A 23,777-nucleotide genomic window follows, 5' to 3' on the forward strand; every position below is an offset into this window, starting at 1 on the left:
AATATTTCCCCCTTTCCTTAGTTAAAAATGGTGTCATAGTATGACGTATCCACTTGTAAAATGTTTTCGATTACTTGGGCTGGAGTTGGTTCAGCAACATAATAACGGAAAACCACTTTACCATTTAGTAATTGTTCATTTGGATTATCTTCTGCGCGGGCTTCTACTCTTCCACCAATAATTGCTCCGTCACCTTGTAACCCATTCATCCACATGTTCATTTCGTCTACAATCTCATCAATCAAACGTCTGCGGATTGGGCCATCTACTTTCTCCCAAGTTTTTAGCACAATCGAGTTACCAATGAAATTATGCATTATACGTGTTGCGTGGAATTTGTCTTTCACGTCAGTTACATCTGGATAAGCTGCTGTGTAATTTCCCCAGGTTACAAATCCATTCACGAAATTTAATGCTGTTACAATCCCTTGATCATTTAAAATCTCTGCCTGATTCGGTTCTAACTCAACCTCTTCATAATTGTTTCCTTTTTTGATAACAATCTTATCAATCGGAATAGGTTTATTTGAGGCAGATTCATAGGGATAGTTGTTGTTTATCAAGCAAACTTTTAAGACGTTACAAGCTAATAAAGTTGATAAGTGATACACCTTGTCCTTCCTCATACCAAGTGGCCAACAAACTGCTTCGTTTTTACCTGTGTAGCTATTATCATTTTTCCATTCGAACACATCTGTGAACACTGCAGTTTGCGTTGTATCAACATCTGTTAGGGCTACTGCTTTAAAGTACGTATTAATCGAAGTTGCTTTTGCTCTCATAACTGCAGCTACTTCTGGATCTGATGAAAACTTAGGTGCAAGTAATAGACTTGGGACTGATCGCAAACGCGGAAATACTTTATTAACACATTCCAAACCAGACGCTTTACCTGTTGCAATGTCATAACCACCAATTAGATGTTCTTTTGTAACAAGTGAAGGATCTACCACATCATATTCAGCAATTACAGCTGTTTGAGTTGTTAAAAATGCAATCATTAAAAGTCCATCTTCATTAAAAGTAGCAATGTAATCTTCATCCTCTTTTAAAGTAACACTATCTACAATCAACTTTAGTGATTTTTTCAGAATCCCTTCACTTTTCAATGTTGCTTTTTGATTTTCAATCGTTACAACTTCTTGTGTAACACTCTTTTTATGCACCGCAGGGTCTAATACGTTCACAAAGACAAATGGGCCTACGCCAAATTCCACGAATGCTGCGTCTGCTACTTCACATAAATCATAGTTTTCCCAGTCTTTCGAGTAGCCAAAATTCTTTTTAAAATCTGTCAAAGAGGTGCATTTGATAGGTCTATTCACATTGTCAATGCCCTCAGTTAAATTAATAGGTGCTGTACCAAACACAACTGGTACAATACTTGATACTACAGAAGGTGTACCAGGGCTTGTTGGCATTTCGTACACGCGTGAACCATGCGGCATATTACTTCACTCCCTTAAAATATTCGATTACCTTGTTATAAAACATTGATTCTACTGTACTAGAATCATTTAAACGCATTTGAACCATGTTCAATTCTTGAATAGGCACAAACAATTGTTTAAATGCAGTGCATTTTTCTATATGTTCCTCTAAATTTTTAGGGTAGCCGCCTTTAAAAACAGAAAAACGTTGTACCCCTTTAACCTGTGGGCCAACGTAAATTAATTGTTTTTGCTGTTCTTTTGTCTTTTTAATAGCATCCCCTACCTTCTCTGGTGATGCTTTTTCAGATACTTTAATCGTCATCTAACACACTCCATTCCCAAGCTACCTGTGGTAAGTTAAACTGCACTTCCATGACACCATGCCACATCGGTTTCATTTGTTCCTCAAATAATGCCATGCTTATTGTGCCTGTTATGGATGCAGCTCCAACTACTCGCTTTTTTCCCAATGATATTTTAATTCTGTTCATGACATTTAATGTGTCACGCCAACCATGTTGCTCATCTCTGCTATATGTTCCAATTACTAACTTTAGTGTTGTCACATTTTCTTTATGTTGTTGGTCCTCTTCCCCTAAATAACGAACTATAACAAAAGGATAGTCCTCCTGCTCTGTTTCATCTCCTCTTCGAGAAGAGTTCTTTTTAGGTGGTAAATAACCATCATACACAGTTGGGGCTTTTTCTATATTTTCATCTTTTGTAGGTAATCGCATTTCTTTTAATGCCTCATTCAGAAAATCTACAAGATCATCAATTAGAGTAGTATTTAACATCATGCTCCTCCTCTTAACAGTCGATCTAAACCATGCTCTATTCGATTGTTAAGGACTGTTTGGCCGCGATCAATAATATCTTCAATAAGTACATCTTTCCCCATCATTTGCGCTATGGAAGGTCCATATCTACCCTGTATAGGAAGGCGACTTCTTCCTACACGAGTAAATACGTTTACATGTCCATTTCCAGTTCTTGTAACAAACCCATTGTCAATTTTCTTTCTCGAACCTTGCCTTAAAACACGCGCTGTTACCTGGTCATTTTTTGGAGAAGAAGGTCTTACATCGAATTTCATAATGGGTGTTACCGGACCACTTGCTCGTATTTGAGCCGAAAGACTGTTAGCAGTTGCTTTCCGAATTTTAATTCGTTTCTTAACATCCTCAGCTTTAACAATATAATACTTACGGATTGCTACACTACTACGAGTTCTTACTGCCGTTGCTGAACGATTGATAGCACGCCAGAGTACGATTTTAGCTTCTCGTGGCGTGTTTTCAAATAACCGTTCAATTCTTTCAACGTTTTCAAGTCTTATTTGGATCATTAAATCTACCCCCTAACTTTCGTGGGCTGACAGAACAATTTTAATAACTCCATTCTGATCTTTTGCTTCTTCAACATAATAGCCTTGGCCATCTAAAATTAATTCACTATCAACTTTAGGGATATAAAAATCACTACTTTTAACGTAAACAGTTTTATAAACCTTAAATATTTCTTGCGAAGCATCTAATTGATCACGTCCAAAGCCTCTTAAATCTTCTAAACTGCTGTCTACAACTATTAAATCTAAATTTTGGCCATCTAATTCATGTTCATCGGCCATTTCATCGACATTAAAAAAAACGTCCAAATCCTCCAAAATGAAGTCTTTAAACGTCTTATTCATCGTGATCATCCTCTAATAACAAATCAGCTTTCCCTTGTCTAATGACAGCTTCGATAATATCATCTTTACGTGTTAAACCCGTTAAATCAACACCTACTTCTTTCGCTTCGCGTTTCAATCCTTCAGCATTATATTCATCATCAAGTGCAGAACGGAATTCTTCAAATACATCTGGCGGAATCACTTTGACATCATTGGCCACTTGTTGCTTTTTTAATTCCTCTTCAGGTGAAATGACATATTCAGCAGACTTCAAACGGACTAAACGGTTTTCTTCGGATTCTGTTAACCCTTCTATAATGTCACCCTTTTTATACGTGACATTGTTGTGTCGAATAGCTTGCTTTGCTCTAATCATGTACTATCCCTCCTTAAAGGACTTTCGCAACAAACCAACTATTAATTTCTTTTGGAATTGGTAGTGGTTTTGAGCTTAGTTGTAACATTTTACGATCAGGATTCTTCTCAACCCACGTATCAGGCACACGTTCTGTTTCGTATGTTGTAAAATTATCTTTATCTTTAATAATTGTAATGGCCGCATATGCCATAGAGAAATCAGCTTCAGATGAAAGTAAAGCTAGTGAACCAGCTGGCACTAAAGGCTCTGCTTTTTTCGTCTCTTCATTGAAATAATGAGCGTTATAAGAATATAAATATCCCACTTCCGAAAGATAGCCAATGTATGTGGCACCTGAAGGCAACTCATTAATGGCAATTTGGCCAATAGTAACATTACGGATATTTAAAAGCTTTAAGATTTCCTCATCTTTCAATAGCACATCTGCTACATCACTTGCCATAATCACATGGTCTGTATTCACAAATCCTGTTTCTTGTACAGTTTTGCGCCAACGTTTTAAATCGTCCAATTTAGTCGAAGTTCCTGCAGACCATAAATTTGCACCTGACAACGTTTCGCGATTGGTATGGCCAAATGAAATTAATTTTTCGATACCATCACCTTTTACATCAATTTCTCCATTGAAAATTGCTTGTGCACACATTAATTCTTCACGGCGTGTAACCATTTGGTCTAAGTCCTCTAGATCATCCAGTAACTTTCTAGCAGCTCGTTGATCTGGCGTTTGTGAAGAATAAAGGTTTTCTCCCATAGAACGCTTTTGTATGTCAGCTGCTGTTGTCACTTTAAGAGGTGCAACAAGAGGAGGAGAAAATGTTTCTGTACGATACCCACTATTTTCAACAACCTTACCACCAATTTTTTCACTTACATATGGTGCGACTTTCAAGCCCCCAATTTTAATATCTACATCGACCTTTGCAGTAGTCGAAAATTCTTTATGTTCGAAAAACTTATCACGTAAAAACGTGGTAGCTTTCGGCATGCGATTAACAAACTTTAACATTGTGCGTGGTTCAAATAAATCTACTGCCATGGATTATTCCTCACCTTTCGTTTGTGGAATTGCTGCAATTGTATCGCGTAATGTAATCCCAATATTACTTAATGCTTTTTTATATTCAATAACATTTGAATCTGTTGGTAAGATGATCTTTCGTGAGTTAAATTCGCCACGTTTGTAACACACAGCTGCTTTTGTTTCACCTGCAGCAGTCGCTACAGCATCGGCCATAATTCCGTATACTTCTGTTGGTACGCTTTCTTTAGTCATCGCAACGGCTTCCCCTTCGGCATCCAGCGCAAATACTTGTCCTACTGATAACTCTTGTTCAGCTGCAACTTTGATAGGCTCTGTTACTACTTTATCTTGAAAGCCTGCTAATAGGTTCTCATGTTCTAGTGCATACATTTTTTGATTCCCCCTTTATAAAATGTCATCAAGCAAATTATCTACTTCAGCATCTGGATTTGGTGTAGGTGCTTCTGAAGCTTCAATTTGATTTAATGGCTTTGCATCCGCAATACGATTTTGTAGCTGTTGTTGTGTTTGTTCTTTTTGTGCTTTCAAAATTTCCATTGCTGTGTCTGCAGCTGAAGCACCTGTTTCAAATTTCGCTTTGTTTACAATAGCTTCAGTACCAGGCTGTGATATATTTTCAATGTCTTGAATGCGTTGACGTTCATTATTTACAGCTGCTTTTTCAATTTGATTAACAAGCTCTGGATGCTCATTTTTTAATGTCTCTAAGTCCATCTTTTGACTTCCTCTCTCGTTTTGAGTAATTGAATTCATTGTCGAATTCATGGGGTCCACCTTTAGTTGTTGGCGAAGTTGATCTAACACACTTTTAGGAATAGCACCTTCCACTAGTGAAGGGTGTTCAATACTAGCTACGGCATCTAGTTCGTTTTCAAACATGATGGCATCAATAAAGCCATTTTCCTTTGCTTCACTAGCAGTCATCCAAGTTGTACGATTCATCATTTGTAATAACTCTTCTGCTGTTTTAGAAGTCTTGGAACGATATGCATTGGTAATTGTTTGATTGACTTTTTGTAAAAAGTCACTCGTAGCATCCATTTCGTTGTAATCTCCCCATGCACCAGTTAAAGCGTTGTGAATCATCAACTGAGCTACTGGAGACATTTCTACGTGTTGTCCTGCCATGGAAATGACACTAGCTGCACTTGCTGCCATACCTACAATTTGAACTTTAACTTTTCCGTTAAAGGATTTTAAAGCCGTATAGATTTCAGCTGCAGAAAAAACAGATCCACCACCTGAATTGACAACTACAAGTAACTCCCCATCTTGGTTTCGTAAGGCACGATCAATAGCCGTATTTACTTTACCTGGACTCGTTGCAGGAATTGCGAAATAGTCATAAATCCACTGGTCTGCATCATTGATAATTGGTCCCTTAATCTCAATCTTCATCGTTTTCTTTCACCTCCTTCTCCTGAAGAACTTTCAAGGCCTCTAAATACGCCAAATCAAGTCCAGCATCTCGTCTAGCATTTTCCTCACGTACTCGTTGGTAATGATTACGCCAGAAGTTACCACTTGTCATTTCTACCGTCTCTCGCGCTCTCGTACTAAAGCCCGCTTCCACACGTTTAATCGCTGCATTTACTTCTTTGAGTGGATCTAACTGTCCTTGTGATGGTCCATTCCATTCAGCAGTACTATAAGCTTGCCTTATTAATGGATTTTCCAAAAAACCAGGTGCATGAATGCGACCTATTAAAATGGCCTCTGTCAACCATTCTTCATAGATGGGTTGGCAAAAGCGACTTGCAATGAATTCTCGACGCATTTTAAACATCTTCCACGCCTCGAGCAATGCTGCCCTTGAAGCTGAATAACTCGAAGTAAAATGCTTAACAAGAACCTCATATGGAATTTCTAGTGCTGCACCCATTTGACGTATGATTGCTGTTACAAATGGATCAAAAGAGGCATTATTCCGTGCTGGATTTGACATATTTGCCTTTTCACCTGGATTTAACGCTATTACAGAGCCTGCTGCAAGTTCCACTGTCATATCATCCTCTTGATCAACCTGTTCTTCTTCAGGTATTCCTTCACCAATAACTTGACCAGAACCATCTTCATCTTCAGTAGTTTCAATAAATACCGTCATTAGTGATGAAATCAGAGCAGCTGTTAATTCTGCTTCACTATAACGATCTAATTGTTTTAAGCTTTCAATTACTGGTGCTAATATTGGGACTCCACGCCTTTGTTCTGGTCGTTCAGATTCCATAAGGTGCAAGATATTTTGACGTCCGCTTAATTTCCCGAACTTTTCAACACGTTTCCATTCTTTTTTGCCAGAGTCCATTGATAAAGGATGTATATTGCAAATATGATAGGCTGCAACTTCACCAAAAGTCCCTAGTTCAACACCATTAATAATGTTCTTTGATGCATTTGTTGGACTTGATATGCGATCACTTTCAATTAACTGTACCCGTAACCCATACCAATGCTCCTTATGGTACCTGTGTGGTAACGTCACAAATGTTTCTCCACTTGCCAGAAATGACAAAAACGCAATTTGCTGAAGCTCATAAAAATTGTGCATTTGCATTGAGTCACACATCAACGACTTTGCCCACAAAGAGAATTCTCTTTCAACATGCGTTTCCCATTCATCTGCTTGTTGTTCAGTTATACCTAAAAATTCATGGTCTATTTGGCTATTTAACACTAAACCGTACCCAACAACATTTGTACGAATGGTTTTCAACGCACCTGTAGCTAGTGGGGTATTCATATACAAGTCGCGTGATCGCTCTCGTAGCATTTCTAAGTTCTCGTCAATATCTTCTTTCGTAGAGCCGCCTTTTGACCGCCATCCCCGCATTGATTTCTTTTGTTTACTAGCACCACTATTGGAATAGCCAGTGTTCAATATATCTAGTTGTTTACGTGCTACTTGACGTTTCACAGCTCGAACTGGTGATACAACGGCTATTGCACGGTCTATCATATTCATTTTCGACTATCCCCCTCTCTATAAATCTCGTGGCATGATTCGAATGGTTCTCCGTCTATTGCGCCCTTGTGAAGCCGCTTCCGCCTTGGCTAGTTCTTTTTGCCAAAACCTTATTTGCTCTCTTACCTGGGCTAAATTAGCACGTTCTAAACGTCTGTCATCAATTGCATAGCTTTGTCCACTGGCAATAGCAGATTCAGCCGCTAACCACATTTGCAGACGCTCTCGACATTCCTGAACTGTAAAAGCCATTAACTACACTCCTTTCGATAAAACGCCACGTCTACGTTTTTTCTTTCTTTTGGTAACTTGATTAAATACGTTTCCTGTCAAATTGTTTTCAGCAAGAAACTTCATGTCTGGGTTTAATATCCGAAGGGCTGCTAATGCATAATTCCTCAAATCAAGGGGTTCATTCCGAATACCTGAAGATTTTTTAACCCATTCTATTTTCATGGCACCTTTAAAAAAACGAGTTACTTTTCGCTCTGATGTCAATCCAATAAAATAAGCCTCGTCATATCCCTTCTCCTTTTCTACAGGGAAGAAACAATAACCAGGCTTATTTTCAAATTCATTTTTTAATCGAGAATAAATTATATCCTTACCTTCATTTACACCAATCGAGAATAAATGGATTGATTGCCTTCCTACTTTTGAAGGTTTATTGATAAAAGCAATACCTGGCCCACCTCTCCCTTTGATGGCAAATATCCTCCGATGTTCTCTAGCTTTACAAAAATCATAGACCTCATTTGTGTAGTGCCCACCAGAGTCAACACATGCAGCTGATATACTTAAATTCACACCATCATTACGTATAAAGTCCTTCATTAAGAAAGAGTCGACTTGATTCCATACAGCCTCTTGACCAGGATCACCATAAAAGATTTTATAGTAAATACCATATGAAATTTCATCAATACCCCATCCAACCACCTCAACTTCTAATCGATCATCTTGAACATCGACTCCAGCTGTCAATACTAATGCGTCCTTTGGTACTTCACATTCATAACGGATACGTCGGGAAATGAGTTTATCATGATCTTGGTCATTCGTTTTTTCCTCCCATGACTCACCAAGCGTTGTATTGACCCATGTTTTTAAGGTCTCTGTACCTTTTCGTTTGGCCTCTTTAAACTCATCGATAATCTTTGCCCATTTTTCCCAAGGGGATGCTAGTGCATTTAAATGAAATCCACGTTTCTTTGCCTCTACATTTCGTGCAATCCATTTACCAGGACGTGCTTTCCATTCGACTTCAGTATGTTGTTCTTTACAACCCATACATTCCATCGTTACTGTTTCAAAACGTATTTGAGACCAAACATAGGGTTGAAACTTTCCACAACTCGGACAAGAAACACACCATTCTTCTTTCGTACTTTCTTCATACTCCGCTTCAATACGTGATGCACCTTTAACTGTCGGTGTAGAAACCGAAATCCATTTACTGTTCCAAAAAGTCTTAGTTCGTTTCTGAGCTAGGGATAATGGATCTCCTTCAGTTCCTGCAGATGGTGGGAATCTGTCCACTTCATCAGCTAAAACAATACGTACTGGCCGTGATGCTAAACTTGCAGGTGAATTCGCCCCCACTAAAGTAAGATGTCCACCAGCAAACTTCTTTTGAAGTAAAGTGTTGTTTCCATCCTTCGCTTTTGGACTATTAACTTTTTTTGATAAAGAAGGTGTATCTCGTATCATTGCCGCAATACGATCCTTAGAATAGGCTTCTGCCATTTCAAGCGTAGGCTGCATTAGCAGCATTGGTGAAGGATCATAGTCGATATGATAGCCAACGATGTTATTAATAACTTCTGATTTACCAACTTGGGCAGATGACATCACAACAATTTCCTCAGTCTCTGGATCATTGACCGCATCCATTATTTCACGTTGATAAGGTGCACGGTCTGTATCCCATTTCCCATGTTCTGCAGAAGATTCTTTAGATAACACCCTATGTTTATCTGCCCACTGCGAAACAGTTAATTTAGGTGGTGGTGCGACAAGTCTCGCAACTTTCTTAAACAATTTCATGGTCTGTTTTCGGACCATCATCATCACCTACAACTTCAACTTCCTCGTCATCGTCTTCAGTAAAGAACATAGAAGGATCATATTCAGCTAACTCAATTAACGCTTGGTTAATATCCCTTTCTAACAGAGCCTCAATAGCTTTCGGATCATCCTTACTTGCTAACAATGGTGCTACTTTAGAAGGTAACGATAGCATTTTTGACCGGAAAGACATCACCATATGATTAAGCACCTTTTCAACCTCATCAGCCTTGTGCATTTCCTTCTTGATATGAGCAAGCTCAATTTCAGCTTTCTCTCGTTTAGCTTTTTCGTGAAGCCACTTTTCATATTCTAGAGATTCCATTACTTTACTCTCGTCGATTCCATCGTAAGACATCTTCAAGAATGTTACATATCGACTTACAGTGTCAATGAGGTCATATCGTCCATGAGCAATACGAGCGATGACACCATCATCAACTAAATATCTAACATTCCGTTCTGTCATATTGAACATTTTAGAGATAATTTTTGTATTCACAACTGTTTTATCATCTAGTTTCGTCTTTGCTGTTTCTGACATTTCCTCACCCCATTTTCTTCTAATTAACATTGACCATCTCGCGGACGGAAGGAACACTTATTTTCAGCATATATCTAGACCGTTTTTGGGGCTCGCGAGACCCGCAGGCTTCTTATATATGGCCAGGAGAACCTAAATATATAAAAAAGCCATACAGCAAGTACTTGAATTGCTTACCCATCACTCAAATATAGGTCTATCTTTAATGATTGCTAATGCCTGCTGCTCAGTGAATCCTTTCTTAATTAATCCATCGTATTTATGTTTAAGAAAGGTTGCCTTCGCATCCCACTCTTCAATTGCATACGGTAATACCTCTTTCATTTTTTCAATGCTCTTTTCATATTCATTACGTGTATCTAACTTAGCAACATTACTAGATGGTACTCCAGTTATTCTTGGTTTATCAGGCATAATTAGCATCTCCTTTAAGGCATAATAAAAGTCACAGCTTGTATCACCGTGACTTTAAATCATCTGATTTAATTAAATTAGAGAGTCCTATATCTTTAACATAGGTTGTGCCACAATCAGCACATACACATCCTCCAGGTGTCTTAACAAAAACTTTTTGACTCACTTCTTCGCTCCCACACTCAGGGCATCTTTCATCATATCTATTCATTGCATCGCCCCTTTCACTTGACCATATCCATTTATCACACACTAACATACTAGCACAGATAAAACTGGAAAGTGTTCCAATAGTGTCCCATAATTGTTCCATTTTTGTTCCACTATTATTTTCCGTTATACTTTTCCAGCCTATCCACAGCTTTATTCACACATCCACCACCTTAACATAACATATATTCTGTTAACGTCATTTGATGTTCAAAAACCTATATATACCAACACTTCTCTTCTCCTTTCCCATTTGACATTTACAGTACATATTTGAAGCTATGTCTTTATCTCACTAAATCATTGAAATGTTATCCGCAACTTACAGTTTCCGAAAAAGCCCAAAATAAAAAAGCAATCCAATTTACAGATTGCTTTTATCCTCTAAAGTCTAATTTGCCGTATGCTCGATCAATTGCATCTTGGTTGACCCCTATATACTTTAAAGTTATGTATGGGGCACTGTGACCATATATGTCTTGTAGCAAAGCCACATCTTTTGTTTCTTGATAGATATGATACCCAAACGTTTTTCTCAACGTATGTGTCCCTATTTCTTTTAATCCACACGCTACAGCTGCTTCTCTTAAAATATCATATGCCCTAACACGGGTTATCGGTTGGTTACGCCCCTGCCTTGATTTAAACAAATAATCATCCATATCCAAGTCATTGCAATATAAAGCGATCATTTTCTTTAAATGGGGAACTATAGGAACCCGTCTTTTAGTTGTGTATTTACGGCTTTTCTTTCTTGATCTCTTTGTCTTTATTTCAGTTACATAGAAGACATCTTTATTAAACACATCAATCTTCTTAACGGGCAATATATCACTAATACGTAACCCTGTATAAATACCAAAACAAAACAATAATTCATCACGGCTATTTCTATTACTTAAAAACGATTGTACTTCTATCACTTTATCAATATCACGTATGGGTTGGACAAAATTCATTGTACCACCTCAGCCACTTGATACACTTCAATACCTAACCCTATTGCCAGCTTATATAAAGCACGATTCCTCAAACGGTAATATTTGCTTTTAGACATGCGAAGTTCTGTATAGATTTCATAGTTGTACATTGGTTCTGTCTCTAAAAAGGCCAACGTGACTATACGTCGTTCTATAGATGTTAATCTACTCAGGCCTCTATTAAACCAAGCAAAGAATCTCTCATACTCTTTTTCTTTATCTACACATTCGATGGCTGCCCCTTCCACACTGGACTGCTTAACATTCGAAAAAGTCGGCATTTCTAACGTATATTTTGCTGTGATTGAAGGCATAAAATCATCAGGTGTCGTCAACATGTAAGTTCGATATTGTCTAAATATGTTTTCAATCTCCTTTTGTGTCGCTTCTCCATCAATGTTTTGCAAAATCTCTATCATAGTAGTGGCCACCTTTCTTTAAAAATAAAAGAACAGCAAACACAATGCTCCTACATTGCGCCTGCTGTCCGTCGGTTCTTCCGTAAGGACCATTATTTACTTCTTTTAATCCGTATACGCTGTGTTCTTTCTACATCTAACACCTGTTCATTTTTCCAGTAAATAACGTCTTGACCATGTGTCCTTGGTTCAAGTTTTGTTATTTCTCCTTCTTGTACAATATAGACACCATCTTCCGTTTTTTCATTCATGCATTACTCCCCCTTTATTCTCTATTAATGAGTCCATTTCAATCATTTCATAGGAGGTTGAAGCTGCAATTATCGGTCTGTGCACCAATTGTTCTAACACTATTTCTATCTCATCGATAAGCACACCTTTTATTTTACTCCTTGGGCTTAAAGGCAGCTCATCAAAAGTTATGGGATATGGAATATCAATTTCCATCTCTCTGGCCAACCGAACGATATTATCGGCATGTTGATTGTTAGCAACAACGATATACAACCATTCTTTATTCGATCTTTTTATTAAATCCGTTGTTTTCCCACACAAGCGTTTACCGCCTATTATTACCCCCATATATTCAACTCCATTTGCTCTTATTTTTCATTAACTTTAGGATAATCTGCAACTCTTTCCCAACGATTTATTCCGTTCTCAATGTTTTCAGACATCCTATCAAACCATAAATACCTTATCGTTTTTTTATATTCTTCATATCCATAAATTTCACTAATTTCAGATCGCGTAATATAAAAAGGCTGCAATTTTATGGCCCATTCTTTTAACTCAGTCAAGGTCATTACATCCATTTCGTCCAACGTTGGTAATGTAATAGTTTTGATCTCCATACTAACTAGTCCCAGGCGCCGTTTCGTTTCATTACTTCTACTATCTCATCAATCCAAGGTTCGTCAGTATTGATCACGACATAAGAATTAAACGGCTTTTTCCCATCTTTCTCACGTCCCGCTTCGATATTGCCCAACAATGCGTCCAGAAATGGCGCTACCTCATTTAAAGCAAACTCGCTGTTGTACTTAACTAAATCAACTATTTTGATTACTGTATATTTTCGCTCCTTCCCTTCAAGAACTGTACCTTCAAATGTTACTTCTTCTTTCGCTGCTTCCAAAATGGCTACTACTTCCTCGTTAATCCGCGGATAATTGTTGTTCATTTTCATTCTCCCTTCTGCACAATATTGTGCGATTAATTCGCACATTAAATTGTTAAACTATGAAAACTTTCAAATGTACCAACATGTTCGCCTTCATAAAATTGATTTGAGTCTAAACAGAGACGATCTGCATATATCTCACCTTCAGCATCCACCCAAGGCTTAGAGTATACATCATGACTACTTTTACAACCCATATACATTGTTTGAATAGTTGCGTTTTCGGGAAGTTCCAAGGTTCCCCATTCATCTGCATTTTCCCATTCCAAACATTGACCTACCACAACCGATGCTTTAAACCTTAATTTTACAGACAACCCATCACACGATTCTTTATCGCAATACAAGATTTCTTCTTTACTGTGATGAATACTATCGCAAGCATCACAAATATAAACATAAAGTAAATCCATCTATCTTCATCTACCTCTCTGAACAATATCTTTCAAGAACGATTCCTAGCTCTGATTTCTGCACGTCGTTCTTTATGCTCCTCCCAGTAACTTTCACGATAAGATTCTTTCATGCGATATTTTAGTTTTTTATCCTCTTTGAAAATTTCTAGCCAATCTTCATTCCATTTGGCTCTCAACGTAGCCATTGTGGACGGTTTAGGATTAGCGTAATGAGTTTGCACGTTATCCAGAAGCTCATCAATAGTCAGCCCTGTACGATGAAAATATAAGCATTCTTTTATTTTCTCGATTGTGAGCTTATATTCCGTTATTGTTTCTCCACCCTTAGAACCACCTATATTCATCAAATGAATTTCATCATTGATACGATCTGCAATATGATAATGTTTGGATGGTCGTTGCCTCTTTCCCCAATGAACTATTCTTACACCATTTATTTCTGCTAAGGTTTTTCGATTTGCAGTATAATACATTAAACCAATGCCTAATCCCTTGATCCAATCTAAGATAAATTCGCGATGTTGATTTTTCGGCTCTGGTACAAGAATAAATACATAATCAACTAGGCCCTTGCGACTTATTGCTTGCTCAATCACTTTGAAATTCAGCGATGTTTTCATTTCTACACCTACATAAACGTTTCCATGTTTGCCTACCACATCAATATCACTGACCTCAGCATATACTTGCTGGCAACCCATTTTTTGATACAAGAACTCCTTTAATGGTTCAAATAAATCAGATTCTTTCACGCTATCACCCTCCTTCCTGACGCCTTCCTCAAAATAATGTATAGGTAATCTTATTTTGCATAAATTAAAATCGAGTGTTTCGCACACACTTGCCGTGGCGTTAGTTGACCGCCACTGCCTCTCTCTTTTCAGGGTCACTACCAGCTCAGTGACCCTTTTTCCGCTTCTGAATCTCTAACGTTAGCCGAATTTACAGGTATCAATTCCGTTATACAAACCTAAATTCTCGCAGCCATCATCAAAAGCCCAACATCCTTCGTCTTGGTCAAATCTGTAACAAATGATTTCGCCATCTTCATTGATTACAGGAGCAGTCCATGTGTCATAGCAAGGTCTTTCAGGATTCCAGTAAGTCATTACTTCTCCTAAATGGGGATGATGGATTTTACCCCATTCAGCCCCATTAGACCATTTCAATTCCTTTCCCACCTCTGCTGTAGCGTAATGAACTGTTTTACAATTACACTCATTTTCATGCCAAGTATCTTTCTCTGAAAAAAGCACCTCATTTTCTTTGCAAAGATATATTTTTACTTTTACAACGTCCATCACCAATGCCCCACCCCACTAGAACGCATTTCACTAGCCTCTTTTTGTTTTTTAGACTTTGAAATATTTTTAGGTTGGCCATATTTCTCTTTTACTTCCTCTCGAGTCATACCATGTTCAATTCGACAATGGGCTGCTGTAATAACGATACCTATATGGTTGCAACCCTCAACAGGACACTTAATATATCCTCCTTGTGTAGCACTCCAGTACAGTCCTGCCATCATGACACCCCTCCCTCTAAGGTAGCGCGCATTTTGTCCATCAATTTATGAACAGCATTTGTATACTTGGCCTTAGTTTCGCTATCCCCAATTCCGTCAAGCGAGCGCAATGTTAAATCAAATTCGTTTACCAATGACTCAAAACGGATTTTGAATTTTATCTCCGCAGGATCCGTTGACTCATTCATTTTGCTCCGAAGATGGTCCAACTCTTTTTGAATATCTTCTGGCACAACTTCAACAGTTGCCGCTTCGATTGGTTTGGCTTTCAAGCTCTCTTCTAACTTTTTCGCCCTGGACTCAGCAACGGCCAGCTCTTGCGTTAACCTATTAATCTCTTTTTCCGAAACCTCATTCTCAACAGATTGTTCTTGAGCATTTTCTAACTGTTGTTTAAGGTCCTGAATATCCTTTTCTAACAGACTCTTTTCTTTTATGGCATCCGCTTCACGCTTGGCCATTTCTTTTTCAAGTTTCTGTTTCTCCTTAATCACCTTTTGAAGCTCTCGTGTAGACATTTCATCAACATCGTTTTCTTGCAAAAATACCTCTCGATCTTCCGCATCGATTCCTAATAAGGCAACCGCTTTTGAATAACTCAAATTCCCAAACGCTTGGGAATTTGAACTATACTCTACATGGATTTGCATTAAGTTATTCGCCGTTGATTGGCTGTACTCTACATTTTCTTTTAACCAATTGCCCCACTCACCATGAGGTAGTTGCTCTTTAGCCTCAATAAGTCTTTTTCCTATTTCAGAAGATGCCTGCAGCATCATTGTTTGTGTTTGAAATTTAATGGCATTTATCTCAGCTGCAATAACATCAGTAGATCGTTCCGTGATTAATTGCGTCATACCACTTCCCTCACTTTCGTTTTTTTGAACATGACTTCTTCGAACACTTCCATTAATTTATTAACCTCATCGGTTGGTGGATCATTATCGAAACCCCTAACCTGTCTAACACCTTTCTTTTTTACATCTAATTCAGCCGTATAGAACGGAATGTAGGGAGTACATTTTTTTCGAATAGCAAATAAATCCGTTTTCCCTTCCGCATAACTTTTCATGTAATTTCTAGCGACACAGTGTTCAAGTACTTTCCCTTCTTCTACTATTTCTTTGCTATTAAAGAATGGACGTATAATAAGGCCTGAATATTCAAATTCATATTTACTCAATTCCTCGACCCTTTTAGTTATTTTTTCATTTAAAGCAGCATCTTCTATAGCTTTAATTTGGCCCGTTGTTTGTTGGTGAGCTTCATGTAGGTTTTTAGGAAAAAATAGCCTCTCATTGAGTTTCATATCGAGTTGTTGACATGCATCTAAATAATCTAACCATTCTACAAACACATAACCCGCAAAGTAACTTTTGCTCCGCTTTGCCTGTTTCAACGCATAAGTAAGTATTTTTTGAAGTGAAGCGTGTTCTCTCAATTTCTTGATGTCATCAACCCTACTATTCAACCCTAGTTGCGAACAAATATCCCCCACTTCTTCTACTTTCACCCTTGACTTTTCACCCCTTAATTGTTGCAAGATGTAAAGCCAGCTTGTTTCCCAAGAATGACTGCTATCTCTAATAGCCCGTATATCAGATTTATTCAGTTTAAACAAACCTTCAAGTGACTTCGCTCGCCAATTGACTGTCCTATAGGTGTTTCTCCCAGTTAATTTACTTTCAACAACGGATTTGAGACCAAATTTCGTTAATAATTCAACGGATGGATACTTACTAGCTAGACCGAAAAACTTCAATAAATCATAATTTGTGTATTTTTCCCATTGACTGTAATGTAACGTTGTATTTTTTACAGCTTCTTGGATATTTTTTATACTTTCGTATTTTTTCATGTTTGTCGAAGGTGAAAATGTTGTTTTCTGCTTGTATACATTAACCTTTCCAGCGAAAGAACGTAGAGTAAACATTGTTGTTTCTTCTGGCCCAAAAATATAATAAATCTTATCAAAAAACTTAGTTTCAACCTTGGTATAATCACCAGAATAATTCCTAGCGACATAAATTCGTCTCGCGATCAAAACACTTGAGTCCATGGCGGATTTCTCATACCATTCCACATAAGCAGCATCATAAAGTTTAGAACGCCCTCTACCAGCTTGTTTAACCATACATCTCGAATTGCATTTCTCACATTTTCGTAATTCATTGTGTTTAAATTTGTTATCTTTATCTTCAGAATTGCTATAGAAAGATTGTTTACAGTGTGTGCAATAGCATTGTTGTAACCCCGCTACCGTTTTTACAAATAAATATCGACTGCTTTTTAACACATCTTCAATAACGTACTCTTTAAGTTCCTCGCTAACAGAGGTAGGGAAATGAGCTAATAAACGCTTTGCTTCTTCCTTCATAAATAATTCACCTCCTTACAGAAATTCATCTAGCGAAGCTTCAAAACGTGGGGCTGCTCCACCTGATAAATTAACTGAATTAGTAGCTTTCGGAACGTCTATTTGTTTAATTGGTTTGTCGCCTGTAGTGATGTCAAAATATTTAAGTACAATCTCAAAACCTTGATCACTAGTTAACACTCCGCAATTATTCACTTGTGCCTTTTCAGCTTCCTTACGCACTTCCTTCATGCTGCCAATGATCGTTTTACCTTCAGCCATAAACTTTTCAGCTGACGATGGATTGTCCTTTAAAAAATCCATCAGAAAATTACCTACTGCCGCAATATATGGATTAACCCTTTCCACTCTAAGTTCTGCGCCTAATTTCGCCATCGCTTGTTCAACCATCTTTAATGCCTCCTGTTCCTTCTCCTGGTAATCCGCTTCAAAAATGTTCATTTGCCCTTCCTGAATCATTTCAATGTGATGGTCCTTCTTCTCCATCCTTATCGCCTCCACGATTAATTTTTCTTTTGATAGGGCTATCAATCCGCTTCATTCGCACATATAGGTACGCCCCACTCACAAACTCGCTATAGTTAACCTGTATGTCATTGAATTTGTAGCCTTTATACATTTTTTCGAATAGTTCCTGTGCACAGATTTCTTCAGTAGCAATACGTTCAGCACGCTTACGAGTCATTTTGCTATCAGCAATCGACACCTTGGGCTCTTTCAGATTTCTGCTAACTGTATAACGTTTTGTAGGATTCTTGCTCTTGTCCTTTGTGATGTAACGCACTAATCCTTCTAGCCCAAAATCATTAGGCTGTAATCTACGTGTTTGAACTATGCCCCCGTTATTCCATAAATCTTCTGCTACATCCCTACTAGGAAAGTTTGTAATCATATGATGATGAACACGCACTTTTTTTCCTGCATTATCAAACTCTGTTACATAGATATATTTCAACTCAAAATTTTCATATTTCTTCTGCTTCTTTAGCCAACGTTTTAGACGTCTAATAAAATTTTGCATATCTTTTTTCGCTTGTTCATGATCAGCAGGCAATTTCCCATCCGAATATGTCCAAGTTGCCCACATATCCTTATCAGTGAAGTTAACGTGCGCCTTTCTGATTAATCGTTTTTTAGTATTTTTGTCATTCAGATTTTGTTGAGACTTGCTGCTACTACCTTCCTTTTTACCGCGCTTTCCTACTGGAATAGCCCAAATTGGGTATGCTTCTACCTCCAACATATCTCCACTTCTTATTGTTTTTACGCGATACTTACTAACTTGCTTATCACGTAATCTCTCAATACGCTCCTCAATGCTATCTTCATAAGCGCTACTATCTATCGCAAATAGATCTTCATAATCTTCCGCACTATATTGTTGCATCATGGTGTAATCCTCCTAACCACTTATCTAATCTACTAACTACCTGTTGGATATTTATGGTTGGTCGTAAACTTAATACCCATTACAAGTCCGCTAATTGACTAGTGCTACAATACGTGCTATTCTGAAAATAGGTTATATAGCAATAGTCAAAAAAGAGCCGCGCTTACTTTTTCCAGGAGTCCAGTACGGCTTTTTTTATTTCTGTTTTTAAGCCTTAGCGACACTCTGCAAAGGCTTTTATTCATGGTGCTGGTATAACGCGTGTTCGCCCTGTGAATCGATGAACAATCAACCAACTTTCAACTTGTTTCTTACAAATTAGCCAGTTATCAGGATTCAACCTTAAACTAGCAATATGCATTTTTTGTTTTCTTGTTAAATTGTGACCTTGTTTCATTAGTAGACACCCCCTTCCAATTTTCGGATGGCAGTTACTAGACACTAACTCTGCTTCTTGTTATACTTTCATTAAGTCAAATTTCGTTTGCTGTTTAATCGTTGGAGCGATTAAGCAGCTTTTTTATGCCTTTAACTAGGACTTGCATCATACTTCACCACTTTAGACTCTTTCCCTCGTTTTTCTAGTTGACTAGCAATCTCAAACAATTTATTTCTTCGATATGCTTTAACCTGATTTTCTAATCGATTGATATAATCAGCTCTTTTTCTCAGAGCATCGATCCGCTCCTTCGCTAAATCAAAGTCACCTCTGCGAAAATGGTGATTAATCGCTGTTATTAAATCCTTGCAGCATGCATTTTCTTTTGCTAATTCCAGTTCCAGTACATCAAATCCACCTATAACTTTTTTATTTACAAAATCCACAAACACCAGGTTTCTCAATGCCTGTCTATAAGCATTTTGTAATTGTCCTAACATTCTTGTTCCTCCAATACTTTTTTAGATGGAACAGGGGAAACCATACATCCAATATTTAAAGGTTTCATATTTTTAATTGCTTCATTCAACTGTTCCTCATTGAAAATTCCGTATTTTTCTAATGCTTTTTTGATTTTTTCTAGTTGAGTTTTCTCTACAGCTTTCATTTTTTACCTCCCGAAAAGGATTTGACGTTGCTACCGTCCCTTCAGCTATGAGTCCGAATATTTATACCGTCATTGGCTCGGTATCACAGCGCATTAGTTTTTTATGTATGATGTTTCACATCAAGCAACTTGTAAATTATCAACATGAGGGTCAAGCCCTTTTTACAAGTTGCTTGACATGAGCGAGCATTGTACTCGCAAATGTCTCTTGTTTTTTATCCTTACAAAACAAGTCATTCCTATTTTTCCAACTCAAGCATCTCAACTCATTCATTCTTAGGACACTTTTTCTTTTTTATCTTCTTTTAGTGATTGTTCTAACATCATCCCTGTCATTACCCCTCTAGTAAGATTCAATTGATCTTCATTCAATTTCAGAAATAGCTCTAGAACTTCTTTCATAACCTCTTCTTTTTTACTGTTCTTTTTCATTTATTTCACTCCTTTCACTCAGATTTAATAAAATCGCCTCTTTACCTAACTAATAACCAACTCATACAATCACCTCTGGTATAGATAGTTTTTGTATCTTCTTAAAATATTTAGTAAGCATTGGGTTGTTGTAACTCTTTGAAATAAATATATATTTCTTAGAATTAAAAGTCAACTCTTTTTCTATTAAAAATATTGCTAAGAAATATTTCATAAGGTACTATTATAAAAAAAGGGGGTGGGTCTAACTTGAATGAGCGTCTAAAACTACTTAGAAAACACTTGGGATTTACTCAAGCAGAAATGGCTGAAAAAATGAATTTGTCTCAAACACATATTTCCGCTTTAGAAAACGGATCAAAGGGAATAACAGATAGATTGATAGACGATATCTGTCGTATTTTTTATGTCAATGAAGAGTGGTTACGTACTGAAAAAGGTGATATGTTTGCAGAACAAGCTATTGACGAGGAATTTGCTGAACTTATTGCTGAAGCGACTTTAAAGGGGAATGACAGTATTAAAGAGTTAATGATTATGGCAAATAAATTGAATGATAGACAGTTAAAAATCTTAGTGAATTTCTTAGAAACAATGATAGAAGATAAAAAATAGTAGATTTTTTATATCCCAAATTAGAACTAATTCTTAATTGTTAAAATTATTAACAAGAACAAAAAAGCAACTCAATCGTGAGTTGCTTTTTTTACAAACTTATCTGATAAATTATTTAATAGGCCTAATGCCTTTTCATTATCAATTCGTAATACCTTTTCGATGATGTCCGAATGTTCCTCAATTTTATTCCCTTGGTAATTTTCTGTCATTTTTATAAACCTTTGACGCAACTCATCTTTAACTGGCATACAATCACCTCTGTAGTTTTTTCGTTAACCTACCCATTCGACCAAACAGTCATATTTACTATTCGCACTCTGTTCTCTCTAACCACCTCTTATTTCATTATACAAGAACATATGTTCTTATCCAAGAATAAATTATGTATCTAATAATATTCAATAATGACAACATTCGACATTATTGTATTAATAATATTTTATATCCAAATACCTAATATTCATAATTATTTTGTACGACTAGCTTCGACATTTGAAGAAATATTTTCCTCTATATACATTTCCTCCGTAAGTGATATATTATTTTTTGTCGATTTATGTGAAATTTTGACACAATGTAATTACTGTCATTTATCCATTTTTTCAAAGATTTTCAATTTTTTTGTTATTAATAACAAATCTATATAAATTATATTGAAATTTAGTTCACTCCATGATTAATATACTATATGAAAGAGTTTACTAGTTTCCTCGCTCTTTCCTTAATAGAAAGGGGCCATATTATTGAAAAAAGCAGCATTATATGTACGTGTAAGTACACTACACCAGATTGATAAGGATTCTTTACCTTTCCAGCGACAAGAGTTAGAAAATTACGCTAAGTATGCATTAAATATTGAAGATATTGAAATTTTCGAGGATGCAGGCTATTCTGCCAAAAATACTGATCGTCCCAAATATCAAGAAATGATGAAGCGTATACGTAATGGGGAATTTACACATCTACTTGTGTGGAAGATTGATAGAATCTCACGCAATCTTAAAGATTTTTCCGAGATGTATGAGGAATTAAAAGAATGTAAAGTAACGTTTGTTTCGAAAAACGAACAGTTTGATACTTCTACTGCTATGGGCGAAGCCATGTTAAAAATAATTTTGGTGTTCGCTGAATTGGAACGAAAATTAACTGCTGAACGTGTATTCGGTATTATGCTATCTCGTGCCGAAAAGGGCTTATGGAATGGCGCTACTGTTCCGATTGGCTATGTATGGTCAGAAGAAAAGAAGTTTCCTGTGGTTGATCCAGATGAATCTAAAATTGTTCAATACATTTACAAGTTGTATGAATCTTTACGTTCAACAATTAAAGTTGCATACCGTTTGCACGAAGAAAATATTGCTACAAAGCGAAATGGGCAATGGACTGCAAAGACTGTACGTGATATTTTGCGTAATCCCTTCTACATAGGAACATACCGCTACAACATGCGTGAAAGTGGTGGTAGCAGAAGGCTAAAAAACAAAGAAGAATGGATTGTCGTTGAAAATAATCACCCTGGCATCATTGAAAAGGATCAATTCGAACGTGTTAACCAGCTGCTATCCGATAATTATCGAGGTTTGACAGATGTCCAACGTGCCGATATTCATAAACACATCTTTTCCAAAATGCTATACTGCGGTAAATGTAACGCACTACTAACAGCCGGCTTAGATGTAGCTCGACAAGATGGGTATCGTCCTTCTCGTTATACATGCGCTACCTCTGGCGGTGCAAAACGATGTAGCAACTACGTTAGTGATATTATCATCGGACCATTTATTTTTAATTATGTTTCAAATTTAATTAGGCTACAAGAACGTATAACACCTAAACATTCGTTACGTGACATGGAACGTTCTCTACTTAGAGGTAATGCTTTTATTGATGTAGTGGGTATCGATAATGAATCATTAAAAGAAACTTATTTTGCACTCACTAATAGTATGTCTGACCAGGAATACTCCTTAGCTACAAAAGATGAAATTAACATTTCAGATATTGAGGTTGAACGTTTACAAAAGGAAAAAGCGAAGTTTGAAAGAGCGCTCACTCGATTAGAAGATTTATATTTGTTTGGGGAAGAAGATGGGATTAGCCAAAAGGATTATATTTTCAAAAAACGTGATCTTCAAGCGCGCTTGGAGGAAATTGATGCTGAAATTAATACATTGAAACAAAAACATGAGGATAAAACCAGTGATGTTTTTGTTGATAATGCCCAACATTTTTTAATTACCAAAGAGATGCAGCAAGCCCGCAACGTAGACTATCGTGAGTTATCGGAGGTAGTTGGGCGAGAAGCCTTATCCGATTTTATGCACACTATAATTGATAAAATCGTAGTATTAGATAAACGTGTGCAATCAATTACATTCAAAAATGGTATTACACATATATTTGCGTATAAATCATTATTACAGAGTAAAACAGTTGCACCAGCTCGGATGCAATACAAGAATTACGAAGGCGCAATATTGGATTACCTAAAAGAAAACGGACCCACTTCTCGTGCCAATCTTCAGAAAGCCACAAACATTTCACGAGATGGGATTTTTACATTACTAAGTGAATTAATCGAGCGTGGTATTGTTATAAAAACTGGACAATCTACAGCTACAAAATATCATTTTAACAGCACAAAAATCACTTAAAAAGAATA

Annotated in this window: 36 protein-coding genes; 2 read left to right on the forward strand and 34 right to left on the reverse strand. The window is 37.0% G+C overall.

Annotated elements, in window-relative coordinates:
* Positions 1 to 17: 17 nt before the first annotated feature.
* From NV349_RS14950 to NV349_RS15110, 33 genes are all read right to left on the reverse strand, one after another.
* The gene (locus tag NV349_RS14950; RefSeq protein ID WP_271910389.1) at positions 18 to 1,448 is read right to left on the reverse strand and encodes a phage tail sheath family protein; all 1,431 of its coding nucleotides are present in this window, start codon (positions 1,446 to 1,448) and stop codon (positions 18 to 20) included.
* 1 nt (position 1,449) lies between these two features.
* On the reverse strand, positions 1,450 to 1,755 hold the full coding sequence (locus NV349_RS14955; RefSeq protein WP_271910391.1) for a hypothetical protein: 306 nt from the start codon (positions 1,753 to 1,755) through the stop codon (positions 1,450 to 1,452).
* The gene (locus NV349_RS14960; RefSeq protein WP_271910392.1) at positions 1,745 to 2,233 is read right to left on the reverse strand and encodes a TroA family protein; all 489 of its coding nucleotides are present in this window, start codon (positions 2,231 to 2,233) and stop codon (positions 1,745 to 1,747) included. Before NV349_RS14960 ends, NV349_RS14955 begins: the two co-directional genes overlap by 11 nt.
* Positions 2,230 to 2,781, reverse strand: a complete 552-nt coding sequence (locus NV349_RS14965) for a phage tail protein (protein ID WP_271910394.1) — start codon at positions 2,779 to 2,781, stop codon at positions 2,230 to 2,232. The genes NV349_RS14960 and NV349_RS14965 overlap by 4 nt, the downstream gene beginning before the upstream one ends.
* A gap of 12 nt (positions 2,782 to 2,793) precedes the next feature.
* Positions 2,794 to 3,126: a hypothetical protein gene (locus NV349_RS14970; RefSeq protein ID WP_271910396.1), complete on the reverse strand. Its 333-nt coding sequence runs from the start codon at positions 3,124 to 3,126 to the stop codon at positions 2,794 to 2,796.
* Positions 3,119 to 3,484 carry a DUF7210 family protein gene (locus tag NV349_RS14975; RefSeq protein WP_271910398.1) on the reverse strand — a complete coding sequence of 122 codons (366 nt, stop codon included), beginning with the start codon at positions 3,482 to 3,484 and terminating at the stop codon, positions 3,119 to 3,121. Before NV349_RS14975 ends, NV349_RS14970 begins: the two co-directional genes overlap by 8 nt.
* 13 nt (positions 3,485 to 3,497) lie before the next feature.
* Positions 3,498 to 4,526, reverse strand: coding sequence for a major capsid protein (locus tag NV349_RS14980; protein ID WP_271910400.1), 1,029 nt, complete (start codon positions 4,524 to 4,526; stop codon positions 3,498 to 3,500).
* Positions 4,527 to 4,529: 3 nt separating this feature from the next.
* Entirely contained in the window at positions 4,530 to 4,901 is a 372-nt protein-coding gene (locus tag NV349_RS14985) for a head decoration protein (protein ID WP_271910402.1), read from the reverse strand.
* 15 nt (positions 4,902 to 4,916) lie between these two features.
* The gene (locus NV349_RS14990; protein ID WP_271910403.1) at positions 4,917 to 5,930 is read right to left on the reverse strand and encodes a head maturation protease, ClpP-related; all 1,014 of its coding nucleotides are present in this window, start codon (positions 5,928 to 5,930) and stop codon (positions 4,917 to 4,919) included.
* Positions 5,920 to 7,494 (reverse strand): phage portal protein, encoded by a 1,575-nt coding sequence (locus NV349_RS14995; RefSeq protein WP_271910405.1) that lies wholly within the window; start codon positions 7,492 to 7,494, stop codon positions 5,920 to 5,922. The genes NV349_RS14990 and NV349_RS14995 overlap by 11 nt, the downstream gene beginning before the upstream one ends.
* 18 nt (positions 7,495 to 7,512) lie before the next feature.
* Positions 7,513 to 7,746, reverse strand: a complete 234-nt coding sequence (locus tag NV349_RS15000; protein WP_271910406.1) for a DUF6148 family protein — start codon at positions 7,744 to 7,746, stop codon at positions 7,513 to 7,515.
* A gap of 3 nt (positions 7,747 to 7,749) precedes the next feature.
* Complete coding sequence (locus NV349_RS15005) at positions 7,750 to 9,564, reverse strand: phage terminase large subunit family protein (protein WP_271910407.1); 1,815 nt, start codon at positions 9,562 to 9,564, stop codon at positions 7,750 to 7,752.
* A complete protein-coding gene (locus NV349_RS15010) occupies positions 9,527 to 10,105 on the reverse strand; it encodes a hypothetical protein (protein WP_271910409.1) in 579 nt (192 codons plus the stop codon). The genes NV349_RS15005 and NV349_RS15010 overlap by 38 nt, the downstream gene beginning before the upstream one ends.
* Positions 10,106 to 10,285: 180 nt before the next feature.
* On the reverse strand, positions 10,286 to 10,519 hold the full coding sequence (locus NV349_RS15015) for a hypothetical protein (protein ID WP_271910411.1): 234 nt from the start codon (positions 10,517 to 10,519) through the stop codon (positions 10,286 to 10,288).
* Positions 10,520 to 10,562: 43 nt separating this feature from the next.
* On the reverse strand, positions 10,563 to 10,832 hold the full coding sequence (locus tag NV349_RS15020) for a hypothetical protein (RefSeq protein WP_271910412.1): 270 nt from the start codon (positions 10,830 to 10,832) through the stop codon (positions 10,563 to 10,565).
* A 274-nt stretch (positions 10,833 to 11,106) separates the two neighbouring features.
* The gene (locus NV349_RS15025) at positions 11,107 to 11,688 is read right to left on the reverse strand and encodes a tyrosine-type recombinase/integrase (RefSeq protein WP_271910413.1); all 582 of its coding nucleotides are present in this window, start codon (positions 11,686 to 11,688) and stop codon (positions 11,107 to 11,109) included.
* Entirely contained in the window at positions 11,685 to 12,128 is a 444-nt protein-coding gene (locus NV349_RS15030; RefSeq protein WP_271910414.1) for an ArpU family phage packaging/lysis transcriptional regulator, read from the reverse strand. Before NV349_RS15030 ends, NV349_RS15025 begins: the two co-directional genes overlap by 4 nt.
* Before the next feature lie 92 nt (positions 12,129 to 12,220).
* On the reverse strand, positions 12,221 to 12,379 hold the full coding sequence (locus tag NV349_RS15035) for a hypothetical protein (protein ID WP_271910416.1): 159 nt from the start codon (positions 12,377 to 12,379) through the stop codon (positions 12,221 to 12,223).
* Complete coding sequence (locus tag NV349_RS15040; protein WP_271910418.1) at positions 12,372 to 12,710, reverse strand: hypothetical protein; 339 nt, start codon at positions 12,708 to 12,710, stop codon at positions 12,372 to 12,374. Before NV349_RS15040 ends, NV349_RS15035 begins: the two co-directional genes overlap by 8 nt.
* Before the next feature lie 20 nt (positions 12,711 to 12,730).
* Entirely contained in the window at positions 12,731 to 12,982 is a 252-nt protein-coding gene (locus NV349_RS15045; RefSeq protein WP_271910420.1) for a hypothetical protein, read from the reverse strand.
* 5 nt (positions 12,983 to 12,987) lie between these two features.
* Complete coding sequence (locus NV349_RS15050; protein ID WP_271910421.1) at positions 12,988 to 13,311, reverse strand: hypothetical protein; 324 nt, start codon at positions 13,309 to 13,311, stop codon at positions 12,988 to 12,990.
* Positions 13,312 to 13,355: 44 nt separating this feature from the next.
* On the reverse strand, positions 13,356 to 13,724 hold the full coding sequence (locus NV349_RS15055; RefSeq protein ID WP_271910422.1) for a hypothetical protein: 369 nt from the start codon (positions 13,722 to 13,724) through the stop codon (positions 13,356 to 13,358).
* Positions 13,725 to 13,756: 32 nt separating this feature from the next.
* The gene (locus NV349_RS15060) at positions 13,757 to 14,479 is read right to left on the reverse strand and encodes a hypothetical protein (protein WP_271910423.1); all 723 of its coding nucleotides are present in this window, start codon (positions 14,477 to 14,479) and stop codon (positions 13,757 to 13,759) included.
* A 180-nt stretch (positions 14,480 to 14,659) separates the two neighbouring features.
* A complete protein-coding gene (locus NV349_RS15065) occupies positions 14,660 to 15,031 on the reverse strand; it encodes a hypothetical protein (RefSeq protein ID WP_271910424.1) in 372 nt (123 codons plus the stop codon).
* A complete protein-coding gene (locus NV349_RS15070) occupies positions 15,028 to 15,255 on the reverse strand; it encodes a hypothetical protein (RefSeq protein WP_271910425.1) in 228 nt (75 codons plus the stop codon). Before NV349_RS15070 ends, NV349_RS15065 begins: the two co-directional genes overlap by 4 nt.
* On the reverse strand, positions 15,252 to 16,109 hold the full coding sequence (locus NV349_RS15075) for a DUF3102 domain-containing protein (RefSeq protein WP_271910426.1): 858 nt from the start codon (positions 16,107 to 16,109) through the stop codon (positions 15,252 to 15,254). The genes NV349_RS15070 and NV349_RS15075 overlap by 4 nt, the downstream gene beginning before the upstream one ends.
* Positions 16,106 to 17,629 (reverse strand): PcfJ domain-containing protein, encoded by a 1,524-nt coding sequence (locus NV349_RS15080; RefSeq protein ID WP_271910428.1) that lies wholly within the window; start codon positions 17,627 to 17,629, stop codon positions 16,106 to 16,108. Before NV349_RS15080 ends, NV349_RS15075 begins: the two co-directional genes overlap by 4 nt.
* 15 nt (positions 17,630 to 17,644) lie before the next feature.
* Positions 17,645 to 18,115, reverse strand: a complete 471-nt coding sequence (locus NV349_RS15085) for a hypothetical protein (protein WP_271910429.1) — start codon at positions 18,113 to 18,115, stop codon at positions 17,645 to 17,647.
* Positions 18,090 to 19,019 carry a rolling circle replication-associated protein gene (locus tag NV349_RS15090; protein WP_271910430.1) on the reverse strand — a complete coding sequence of 310 codons (930 nt, stop codon included), beginning with the start codon at positions 19,017 to 19,019 and terminating at the stop codon, positions 18,090 to 18,092. The genes NV349_RS15085 and NV349_RS15090 overlap by 26 nt, the downstream gene beginning before the upstream one ends.
* Before the next feature lie 241 nt (positions 19,020 to 19,260).
* On the reverse strand, positions 19,261 to 19,416 hold the full coding sequence (locus NV349_RS15095; protein WP_271910432.1) for a DUF6906 family protein: 156 nt from the start codon (positions 19,414 to 19,416) through the stop codon (positions 19,261 to 19,263).
* Between the two features lie 131 nt (positions 19,417 to 19,547).
* The gene (locus NV349_RS15100) at positions 19,548 to 19,898 is read right to left on the reverse strand and encodes a hypothetical protein (protein ID WP_271910434.1); all 351 of its coding nucleotides are present in this window, start codon (positions 19,896 to 19,898) and stop codon (positions 19,548 to 19,550) included.
* Positions 19,892 to 20,065, reverse strand: a complete 174-nt coding sequence (locus tag NV349_RS15105) for a hypothetical protein (RefSeq protein ID WP_271910436.1) — start codon at positions 20,063 to 20,065, stop codon at positions 19,892 to 19,894. The genes NV349_RS15100 and NV349_RS15105 overlap by 7 nt, the downstream gene beginning before the upstream one ends.
* A 276-nt stretch (positions 20,066 to 20,341) precedes the next feature.
* Positions 20,342 to 20,497 carry a hypothetical protein gene (locus NV349_RS15110; protein ID WP_271910438.1) on the reverse strand — a complete coding sequence of 52 codons (156 nt, stop codon included), beginning with the start codon at positions 20,495 to 20,497 and terminating at the stop codon, positions 20,342 to 20,344.
* A 249-nt stretch (positions 20,498 to 20,746) separates the two neighbouring features.
* Here NV349_RS15110 and NV349_RS15115 point away from each other — a divergent pair, with 249 nt between their 5' ends.
* Positions 20,747 to 21,112, forward strand: coding sequence for a helix-turn-helix domain-containing protein (locus tag NV349_RS15115; RefSeq protein ID WP_271910440.1), 366 nt, complete (start codon positions 20,747 to 20,749; stop codon positions 21,110 to 21,112).
* Positions 21,113 to 21,183: 71 nt separating this feature from the next.
* Here NV349_RS15115 and NV349_RS15120 read toward each other — a convergent pair whose 3' ends face one another.
* Positions 21,184 to 21,363: a hypothetical protein gene (locus NV349_RS15120; RefSeq protein WP_271910441.1), complete on the reverse strand. Its 180-nt coding sequence runs from the start codon at positions 21,361 to 21,363 to the stop codon at positions 21,184 to 21,186.
* Positions 21,364 to 21,858: 495 nt separating this feature from the next.
* Between NV349_RS15120 and NV349_RS15125 the strand changes: the two genes are divergently transcribed.
* Positions 21,859 to 23,769: a recombinase family protein gene (locus tag NV349_RS15125; RefSeq protein WP_271910442.1), complete on the forward strand. Its 1,911-nt coding sequence runs from the start codon at positions 21,859 to 21,861 to the stop codon at positions 23,767 to 23,769.
* Positions 23,770 to 23,777 lie beyond the last annotated feature (8 nt).

This window comes from Lysinibacillus sp. OF-1 (assembly GCF_028356935.1).
GTDB classification, from domain to species: Bacteria; Bacillota; Bacilli; order Bacillales_A; family Planococcaceae; genus Lysinibacillus; species Lysinibacillus fusiformis_D.